A 10,994-nucleotide genomic window follows, 5' to 3' on the forward strand; every position below is an offset into this window, starting at 1 on the left:
AAGAATCTTTTATTTGATTCTATTTAAGTTATATTTATTTTTCAACCCCTTCATTCTAGTAATATTTACTATATTAAAGATTTTATACTTAGCTTGCCGATAAATTTTAGTGTTTAAATTGACGACAAATGACAAATAGCTAGAGAATATTAGAAATATTCTCTTATCACTACTCACTCGTTATGGTCAATTTACAATTATAAGTTACTTCACTAGTACCAACCATAAAAAAACAAAAAGTAGAGTTGATAAATCAACCCTACTCTTTCTCCTTAAGTAAGAAACTTCTAGCTTCTGCTACTGTGTATAATGAACCACTAATTAAGATTAAATCATCTTGCTTAGCTTCAGCCACTGCACTTTCAACTGCCTTCTCCAACTTCAATTGAGTCTCAATATTTGAATTATACCTCTCTACCTTATCTTTTAAACTTTCAATATCAATTACCCTATTACTACTATTTTGAGTTAAAATCACCTTAGTAGCTTTAGGTACAATACTAGAAACAATTCCTTCAACATCCTTATCACCTAAAATACTCAATACTAGAAATAAGTTTTGATAATCTAATTTATCAAGTACATTTAACAAGGTCTTTGCACCAGCTATATTATGAGCACCATCAAGAATAATCGTCGGATTAGAAAAAAGAACCTCTACTCTACCAGGCCATCTCACCTTAGAAATTCCTGATTTGATCTCCTCTATAGTAAGAGGATATCTATCTTCTATAGCCTCTATTGCTCCAATAGCAGTAGCTGTATTTAAGACTTGATGTCTACCTAATAAAGGTAGTTGCAATTTAGTATAAACTCTTTTACTGCTCTTAAGATCAAATACCTGGCAGGATAAATCACTTCTATGCTCAATCCATTTAAACTTATTATTAATGTTGATTAATTCTGCATTCTGCTCATTAGCCACTTTAGCAATCTGCTTTTCTACTATATCATCTTCAGTAGCTGTAATTACAACTTGTCCTTCTTTAATCACACCAGCCTTCTCCCAAGCTATCTTCTCTAAATCATTACCTAAGCGGTCTGTATGATCAAGACTCACATTTGTAATTATGGATACCAGACTACTCTTCATAGCATTAGTAGCATCATACCTACCACCTAAGCCAACCTCTAATACTAACAAATCAACCTCTTGTCTATAATAATATAAGAAAGCCAAAGCAGTTATTACTTCAAAGTATGTAGGAAGCTCTAACTCCCTTGCTACCCTATTAATCACGGGTTTCATCTCTTCTATTAATTCTTCTAAATCTTGATTACTGATATTAATATTGTTTATTCTAATCCTCTCATTAAACTCAGTAATATGAGGAGAAGTATAAGTACCAACTTTATAACCAGCTTCCTTATAGATAGCTGTCAAAATCGCTGATGTTGAACCTTTACCATTAGTTCCTGCAACATGAATAATATTTAATTTATCTTGAGGGTTACCTAAATAATCAAGCAATAGCTTTATCCTATCTAATCCTAATCTAATCCCCCTATTATTTAAACTTTCTAAATATTTTATTCCCTTCATCTTATCACCTCATCATAATGTTTAAAGCAATTCTCATTCAAAAGTAACCACTAGCAAGTTAATCTTTAATAATAGATTATTAACTGCTAATTTTGAATTTGATAATACTCCACTACATAATTTTAACTAAAATTAAGCCAAAATAAAAGAGAAATAAATTTATTTTTATATGATCCTTACTTCTATTTTTCTAATTTGTACTTTGCCACTTATCTAAAAATTTAAAAACACTCTTATGTTCAATGTTAAATAAAGAAAAAATATATGTTGATGGCAATAAAAAAGGTGTAAGGTCTTAATTAAGACCTTACACCTTTTTTATTCAGACTTTATTATTTAACAACTTCTATTTTTAATAAGTTTGTTGTACCTGGTTCAGATACAGGAGTACCTGCTGTAATTACAACTACATCATCTTTCTGAACATATCCAGCTTCTACAGCTGCATTCATAGAATCTTTAATCATCTCATCAGTTGAGTCAGTAATATTAGCTAAGATAGGCTTAACTCCCCAAGATAAGATTAGTTGATTAAATACTTTTTGATCAGGAGTAACTGCAACAACTGGAGTCTCTGGTCTATATTTAGATACCATTCTAGCAGTATATCCAGATTGAGTAGTAGTAATAATAGCAGATGCATTCAACTCATAAGCACTCTTACAAGTAGCATGACTGATAGAATCAGTAATAGTATTTCTTGATTCTAAAGCTTCTCTATCCATTAATCTAGAGTATTCTAATTGTTTTTCTGTCTCTACAGCAATTCTAGCCATAGTAGCTACAGCTTCAACTGGATAATCTCCAGCAGCAGTTTCACCAGAAAGCATCGTAGCATCTGTACCATCATAGATAGCATTAGCTACATCACTAGCTTCTGCTCTAGTTGGACGAGGATTCTTTTGCATAGAATCTAACATTTGAGTAGCAGTGATAACAGGTTTACCTGCTTTATTACATTTTCTAATCATTTCTTTTTGTGCTGCAGGAACATTTTCAGGTGGAATTTCTACACCTAAGTCACCACGAGCAACCATTAAACCATCAGCTACTTCTAAGATTTCATCAAGATTCTCTACACCCTCTTGATTCTCAATTTTAGGAATAATCTTAATATTAGCATCATGCTTATCTAAAATCTCTTTAATTGCTAATACATCAGAAGCCTTACGAACAAAAGAAGCTGCAATAAAGTCTACTCCTTGCTCGATACCAAATTCAATATCAGCTATATCTTTCTCAGTGATTGCAGGTAAGTTAACAGATACACCTGGTAAGTTAACTCCCTTTCTACCACCTAGCTTACCTCCATTAACTACTTCACAAATAACATCTGTATCAGTAGTTTCTTTAACTTTTAATCCAATCAAACCATCATCGATTAAGATTGTATCTCCAGCCTTCATATCTTTAGGTAAATCTTTATATGTAACTGCAGTTTTAGTTGCATCTCCCAAGATATCTTCTGTAGTCAAAACAAACTCTTGACCTTTTTCTAAAGTAACTTTCTCATTACCAGTCTTTAAAGCACCAGTTCTAATTTCAGGTCCTTTTGTATCTAAAAGAATTGCAACTGGTATACCTTTCTCTTTAGATAATTCTCTAATATTTTTGATTCTAGCACCATGCTCCTCAAAATCACCATGTGAAAAATTAAGACGTGCTACATTCATCCCTGCATCCATTAATTGAGATAACTTCTCTTTTGATTCACTTGCAGGTCCAATAGTACATACAATTTTAGTTCTTCTCATTCCTTACTCCTCCTCAAATTGATTTAAATTATATAAATAAAATATTAACTATATTTATAATTCGAAATCAAATCTCTCCTCAAAATTGATTTGAATTATATAGATAAAATATTAGCTAATTGATATAACTCTTCGTCAAACTCTTTATTACCTTCAATAGCATCTTTAATATCTGAAATTTCAACCTTATTATGTATTATTCCAACCATCTTATTGGTCTCTCCAGCTAACAATGCATCAACAGAAGCAGCACCTAGTCTACTTGCTATTAATCTGTCTCTACCAGTTGGAGCACCACCACGTTGGATATGTCCTAAAATAGAAACTCTAGTTTCAAAACCAGTTCTATCATTAATCTCTTTACCTATAATAAAGGCATTACTTTGATTAACATCTCTATTAGTAGTAAATTCTTGACCTTCAATCTCTACACCTTCAGCAACTAAGATAATTGCATGAATTTTACCAGCTTCATAGCCAGCTTGAATATTATTACAAACTTCATCAATATTAAACTTCATCTCTGGTACCAAGATAGCCTCAGCACCACCAGCTAGCCCTGCTGACAATGTTAAGAAACCAGCATGTCTTCCCATAGCCTCAATAACAAAAGCTCTTTCATGGGAACTAGCAGTATCGCGAATTTTAGTGATTGCATCAATAATAGTATTCATAGCAGTATCATAGCCAATAGAATCATCAGTACAAGCAATATCATTATCGATTGTAGCAGGAACACCAACTGTTTTAATTCCAGTCTCATTAGTTAATAATGTGGCTCCTGTAAAAGAACCATCACCACCAATAACTATTAAACCTTCAATTCCTTCTTTTCTTAATTGCTCAGCACCTTTTGCTCTTCCTTCTGGAGTTCTAAACTCATCACAACGTGCAGAACGTAAAAAAGTTCCACCACGATCGATAATATCACTAACAGAACTCTTATCTAGCTTTACAAAATCACCTTCAATAACACCAGCATAGCCCCTATTAACACCTACCACTTCTACACCAGCATGAATAGCTTTTCTAACCACTGCTCTAACAGCAGCATTCATGCCTGGTGCATCACCTCCACTAGTTAATACACCAATCTTCTTCATTATATACTCCCCCTTACTTCTTTAAATTAATCTATAATTCACTTAATATCTTTTGATTATTTTCCTTAATCTGCCCCATATTTCTGAATTTATTATATCTTTCCTCTAACAACTCTTCAGGGCTTAATTTATCTAATTTATCAATCTCTTTTAGAATTTCATCTCTTAAGAGTTGAGCACTGAGTTGATAGTCTTTGTGGGCACCTCCAGGAGGTTCAGGAACAATCCCATCAACAATCCCTAATTCCATTAAATCCTTAACAGTAATCTTTAAAGCCTTAGCAGCAGTCTCCGCTTCTTTAGCATCTTTCCATAAAATTGCAGCACAAGCCTCTGGAGAACATACAGAATAATAGGTATATTCTAACATCAATACTCTATCTCCTACACCTATACCTAAAGCTCCACCACTACCACCCTCGCCAATAATCACAACGATGATAGGTACTGTAATCCCTGCCATTTCCATCATATTTCTAGCAATAGCTTCAGCCTGTCCCCGCTCTTCTGCTCCAACACCTGGATAAGCTCCTGGTGTATTGACTAAAGCAACAATAGGACGATTAAACTTTTCAGCTTGCTTCATCAACCTTAATGCTTTTCTATACCCTTCTGGATGAGCCATACCAAAGTTTCTTTCAATATTATCCTTAGTCGTCTTTCCTTTTTGATGTCCTATAATTGTTACTGGAAGATCTCCAATCATTCCAATTCCACCAATTAATGCTTTATCATCACTAAATTGTCTGTCACCATGTAGTTCGATAAATTCATCACAAACTAAGTCAATATAGTCTAAAGTCGTAGGTCTTTCTGGATGACGAGCAATTTGTAAAATTTGCCACGGCTCTAACTTAGAGAATATCTCCTCTTGTAGAACTTGAGCCCTTTTCTTTAAACGCTCTATCTCTTCAGTTAGGTCAATCTCTTTCTCTTCCATAAAACTCTTTAATTCATTGACCTTCTCTTCTAATTCAACAAGAGGCTTTTCAAAATCCAAGTAATTACTAGGCATCTCTTTCACCTCTCATACTACCCATTTCGTGGATATTTAATATTTTTCCTAATGTATTTTTAAGTTCAGATCTCTTAACTACCTTATCTATCATTCCATACTTTAATAGAAACTCTGCAGTTTGAAACCCTTCTGGTAAGTCACGATTAATTGTCTGTTTAATAACTCTAGGTCCAGCAAAACCAATCTTTGCCCCTGGCTCAGCAATATTGATATCACCTAAAGAAGCAAAACTAGCTGAAATTCCTCCATAAGTGGGATCAGTCAAAATTGATATGAATAGTTGCCCTGCTTGATCAAGTCTCTTTAAAGCAGCACTGGTCTTTGCCATTTGCATTAAGGAAAGCATCCCTTCATACATTCTAGCACCACCGCCACCACCAGCAACAATAATCAAAGGCAGATCTTGATCAATAGCCCTCTCAATAGCACGAGTGAGCTTCTCTCCAACAACTGAATTCATACTCCCCATTAAAAACCTTGAATCTAGCGCAGCCAAAGAGACAGTATGTCCATTTATTTCACCAATACCAGCAATAACTGCATCTTTTAAACCGGTCTTTCTTTGATATTTCTCTACCTTCTCTTCATATTTAGGGAAGCCTAATGGGTTTGTTGCTTCTAAATCAGCGTCATACTCTTCAAATTTACCTTCATCAATTAATAATGATATCCTTTCAGTAGCAGTTAACCTAAAATGATTACCACAACTTGGGCAAACCTTTAAGTTTTCAGCCAATTTTTTATTAAAGATAATCTCTTTACAATCTTTACACTTAGTCCATAAATCATCTGGCATCTCTTTCTTTCCTTCTTTACCAGACTTTTCAGCTTCTAAGCCCTTTCTAGTAGGCCTACTCTTCCTTTCAACAGTAACATACTTAGATTTCCCAAAGAAATCCTTTAACACTCTACTTCACCTCACTAAATTAAAGGATAGAAATTATCCCAATGAATAATATTTCAATCTACTTGTAAAAGTTTAAGTGTTTGAAATTATTCTCCTCTAATCTTAAATTAGTCTAGTTTAATCAGAACTTAAACAGATTTCATTCTACCGATATAATTTATTATATATTAGTTATTTATTTTTAGTATAGATTCAAAGAGTAATTTAATAGCTCTTGACTTTATTATTATAAACCAAATTAATAATTTCAAAACGATTATGTAAAAAAATTAAACAAACATTATTTTTAAATGCTGGTCTTATTATAACACAAAATGAATAAATTGCAACTTTAGTATATTAAATTTTCAGATTTTATGCATAATTAAAACTATTTTCATTATCTTAAATAGTAGTTGGAAATAAAAAGTCTTTTATCCAGACAAATGCATATTATAATCACAATTTCACTAAATTTTGATAACTTATCTACAAAATCATTATCCTAATTAATAATTTTTATCATTTAAAATAATTTTAAATTTGTAGCACCTATAAATCTTATTGCTTTTTTAAGAAAGTTGATTGTCTTTCCCTAAATCAACCACTCATATTCTGTCCAAATCTATTGAATAAGTTGGATATTAATTTTTTGAATTTATAATTTAGATATACCCCCCATAATTTTAATTTAAAAATGGCAATTACTCTATCTCTTCTTTTATAATCAAGAGATAGGTTTTTCATTATTATATTATTGAGTTTATCTGGTATTTCTTGATTTAAACTATCAATAGATTTTAAATTATCTTCAATAATTCTATTTAGAGATTCTTCTGGTATATTAGTAGTAAAAAAATAATATAAAAGAGCAGATAGGCTATATATATCTGAGTACGGTCCTTGTTTAGATTTTTCTGAATAAAATTCAATTGGAGAGAATCCAGGTGTTAAAAATATATTTTTTTTATCATTGCTCTTATAATTAATTGCAGAACCAAAATCAATTAATATAGGTCTATTCTGATGAATAATTATATTACTTGGCTTTATATCCCTATGAATATATTGCTTGCCATGTATTTGTTCAACAGTATTTAATAGTGGGAAGAATATTTTTTTTAAGAATTGTTCAAAATCTTTCTCCTCTTCTAGATAGTAATCTAAGGTAACCCCATCATAATACTTTGTTACTATATATGCAGTATTATTCTCTATGAAAAATTCATAACATTTAGCAATAAACTCATCTTCTAAAGATTTCATTAATTTTGCTTCATTTAAGAATTCATTCATTTTTTCCTGCAAACTCTCTTTCATAAAACTATTTTTACAAATAATTGTCTTACCATCTAAATCTCTTAATACTAAATTTTTCGGAAAAAACTCTTTAATAACTACTTTTTCATTATTTTCAATATTCTCTGCCATATATACTATAGAAAAGTTACTTCTTTCAGCTAGTCTTCTTTTTATAATATATTTATTGTTTAAAATACTTTCTTTAGGCAAATAAATATAATCAATTTCATTATTGTTCTTCATCTTCTATCACCTAACATTATATTAAAATATAAACAGAAACTTATCTTTCTTTTCTTTAGTCCTTGCTATTTTATTTTCAACAACTTCAAGTTCCTCACTTTTATTAATATTAGAGTATATTTCTTTTGCCTGCTCATAATTATCTAGAGCTTTGTCATATTCTCTTTCTTTAAAATATTTGTCTGCTGAATCTTCATATTTTTTAGCTTTACTGTAATTTACACTTTCTAACATCTCTTCAATTTCTGCTATTTCTTTAGTCATATTACTTTGAACATATAGCTCTAGAGCCTTTTTATAATTTAATAGAGCTTCTTGATAATTTTCTTTAGTTAATTTTATTTGAGCTAATTCTTTATAGTTCTTGGCTTGATTTAAAGTTTTAGCTAGGAGAAGATTATTGATTTTATAATCAATCTTTTTAACTTTATTTGACATATTGATCTTAGAATATATCTTATTTGCTTCCTTATAATTAAACAATGCTTCATCATATTCTTTCTTCTCTGCCTGCATATACATATCTGCAACTTCTTCATATTCTTCAGCTTCAATTTTATTCTTAGTTAAAATAACATTCTTGATTTTCTTCTCTATCTTTTGAGCTTCTTCTGTCTTATTTAACTCTAAATAAATAATCTTTGCTTCAAGATATTTTAAATTAGCATTTTCAAATTCTTGACTTTGAAAGAATTCATCACCCTTATCTTCAGCAATTTCTGCTTTGGCAATCTTCTCTGTTTTTATTATTAGTTGATTAGTATCTTCTATTTTGATTTTTATCATTGTCAATTTCTGATTAAATCTATTCTGTTTACAAATTTCAAGAGCATTATTATATTTTTCCTTAGCAATTGCAAATTTACCAGCCTTATAAAAGATATCTCCTTCTTGTTCGTAGTCAATTGCTTTTAACATATTATTTGCCTTTACTATCTTCTCTTCTATAGTATTTAAATTATAATCTTCAACCTTTAAATAACTTAATCTTGCTTCATTATATTTAGTTATTGCTTCTTGATAATTTTCATTGTTAAAATAATCATCAGCTCTTATTTCATTTTCTCTACCTTCAATGATATTACCTGTTTCTTTTATCTTCTGGTTGATTATATTTAATTTCTCTTTCTGCTTAAATTTGTCATAAACTTCTTTAGCTTCTTTATATTTATTCAATGCTTCATTGTAGCTTGCAATTTCAAAAAGTTCATCACCTTCTGCTTCAAGTCTATAGGTATCTTTTAACTCTCCCAATTTAAGATTCTCTTTCTTTATTTTCATAGCTTTAAGGGTTTTTATCTTATTTACTTTCTGATAAATAAGATATCCTCCTGCCAACATGACAATTGGGATTAAAAATATTGCTACTTTTTTTAAGAATTTTCCTCTATTACTAGTCTCTTTAAAGGCTTTTTTAATAAATAAAGAAATCATAGAGTAATTATTTAAGTTTCTATTACCTTTTTTTAATATGTTTTTTTCTAATTTAGCTACAAAATCTTTTGCATCAGTTGCTTCTTTTAAAACCCCTTCAATCTCTTGATCATTAACATTCTCCCAAAATCCAGAAGTACAAATTAGTAAGGCATCCTCATCTTTTAATTTAGTCTTCTTACTAACATAGGGTTTTATTTTCCTTCCTTGTCCTAAAAATTTAGTTAGATTATTCTTTTCTCTATGTTGGTTGGCCTTACGTTCCTCAACTTGACCAGCATCCACCATCATTTGAGCAACACTATGATCTTTAGATCTAGCTTTTAATCTTTCATTTCTAAAATGATATAATCTTGTATTTCCTACATTACCCCACACAATAGAGCTATAATCTGTTACTACAACTAATACTGTTGTCTGTAATTTAATAATCCTACTCTCATGCAGTAAGGCTTTATTTGCATTCTTTATATATCTTTTAATATGCTTTCTCTTCATAGATGGTTTTTCAGCAAACTCATTGAGGATACTTCCTACTACAATTTCAGCACTTAATATATCATGAGCAGAATCTATTCCATCTGCTAATACCCAACATGCATAATCATCAAGTTCCACATAAGCAAAATAATCTCTATTTTTAGTAAAATGCCCTGGTTTTGTTATAAATTCAGTTATAAATTCGCTATTATCTTTTCTCATTATTATTCCTCCATTTTAATACATGTATATTTATTTGCTAATTTATCCTTTAAAATTATATTAATTAACAATATCACTATTTTTTCCATTCAATTGATAAAAAAATTAACCCTTTACCAAATCTTGACCTGGATCAGTAATCTTTATAATTCCCGCATAAGCACAAGTCAATTTAGAACTTTCTAACAAAGCAGGATTTCCTGCTACTTTAACATCTGGTTTTCCGCCTGTCCAAGGTGCTACAATATTAGGGATGCAAGGCATTGGCTTTAATTTACCTTTATTTGCTGCTGTAGCTGCTGCTACTGTAGGATTAGCCATACTCTTACATTTACCAAAGGGTTGGATATTTGCCATTGGCTTATTATCCATAATAGTAGCCACTAAATTACCTTGCATCTTAATATTATGGGGTGCTACCACTTTTAGTGCCCCTTCCTTGTCACCTTGGTTACATTTTAATTTAGCTCCTGCACAGACATATAACTTACTTCCGCTAGCCCCTGAACTAGTAGGAGAGCTACTCTCTTCACTTTCTTGCTTATCACTCTCTTGGGTTTCTGACTTGGATTGGCTACTATTGCTTGTATTAGTTCCTGCTGCTACTGTTTTAGTAGTACTCTGCTCTTGTTTATCTTCTTGGCTCTCTCCTTCTTGAGTTTCCTCTTTCTGTTCCTCCTCTTCCTCAGGAAATTTTATCTTCTCTCCAGCATAAATCCATAAGAAGCCATCTTTAATTCTTTCTTCTTCCTCTAAAAATTTATTCTCTTCTAATTCTAAGATTTCACTTTTAGATGCTTCTTTCTTTCCATCTTTGGTAGCTATTTTATCTCCTTCTAAACGATAAGGTGCTCCTTCTAGCCAGATTCCATAATCTCCTTCTTTAAAGCCTGCTATACAGATATTTTCTGTTTGATTCTCTTGTTGAGCATAAGTTATAAATAAGTTTCCATTATCATCTTTAACATACTTGTTCCCCTTAGAGTCTTCATATATCTTCTCAGCCAAT

Annotated in this window: 7 protein-coding genes and 1 pseudogene; all 8 read right to left on the reverse strand. The window is 31.0% G+C overall.

The window, feature by feature from the left end; all coding sequences use genetic code 11:
• Positions 1-259: 259 nt before the first annotated feature.
• Complete coding sequence (locus U472_RS13090; protein WP_068719199.1) at positions 260-1,543, reverse strand: bifunctional folylpolyglutamate synthase/dihydrofolate synthase; 1,284 nt, start codon at positions 1,541-1,543, stop codon at positions 260-262.
• 338 nt (positions 1,544-1,881) lie between these two features.
• Positions 1,882-3,297 (reverse strand): annotated as a pseudogene (gene pyk / locus U472_RS13095) (pyruvate kinase); the annotation flags it as partial.
• Positions 3,298-3,392: 95 nt separating this feature from the next.
• A complete protein-coding gene (gene pfkA, locus U472_RS13100; RefSeq protein ID WP_068719201.1) occupies positions 3,393-4,400 on the reverse strand; it encodes a 6-phosphofructokinase in 1,008 nt (335 codons plus the stop codon).
• A gap of 31 nt (positions 4,401-4,431) precedes the next feature.
• Positions 4,432-5,415 (reverse strand): acetyl-CoA carboxylase carboxyltransferase subunit alpha, encoded by a 984-nt coding sequence (locus tag U472_RS13105; protein ID WP_068719202.1) that lies wholly within the window; start codon positions 5,413-5,415, stop codon positions 4,432-4,434.
• A complete protein-coding gene (accD, locus tag U472_RS13110) occupies positions 5,408-6,325 on the reverse strand; it encodes an acetyl-CoA carboxylase, carboxyltransferase subunit beta (RefSeq protein ID WP_068719203.1) in 918 nt (305 codons plus the stop codon). The genes U472_RS13105 and accD overlap by 8 nt, the downstream gene beginning before the upstream one ends.
• A gap of 579 nt (positions 6,326-6,904) precedes the next feature.
• Complete coding sequence (locus U472_RS13115) at positions 6,905-7,849, reverse strand: serine/threonine protein kinase (RefSeq protein ID WP_068719204.1); 945 nt, start codon at positions 7,847-7,849, stop codon at positions 6,905-6,907.
• Between the two features lie 21 nt (positions 7,850-7,870).
• Positions 7,871-9,985, reverse strand: coding sequence for a protein phosphatase 2C domain-containing protein (locus U472_RS13120; protein ID WP_068719205.1), 2,115 nt, complete (start codon positions 9,983-9,985; stop codon positions 7,871-7,873).
• Positions 9,986-10,090: 105 nt separating this feature from the next.
• The gene (locus U472_RS16405; RefSeq protein WP_218059078.1) at positions 10,091-10,993 is read right to left on the reverse strand and encodes a DUF4280 domain-containing protein; all 903 of its coding nucleotides are present in this window, start codon (positions 10,991-10,993) and stop codon (positions 10,091-10,093) included.
• Position 10,994: the final 1 nt, after the last annotated feature.

Source organism: Orenia metallireducens, from assembly GCF_001693735.1.
Lineage (GTDB): Bacteria > Bacillota > Halanaerobiia > Halobacteroidales > Halobacteroidaceae > Orenia > Orenia metallireducens.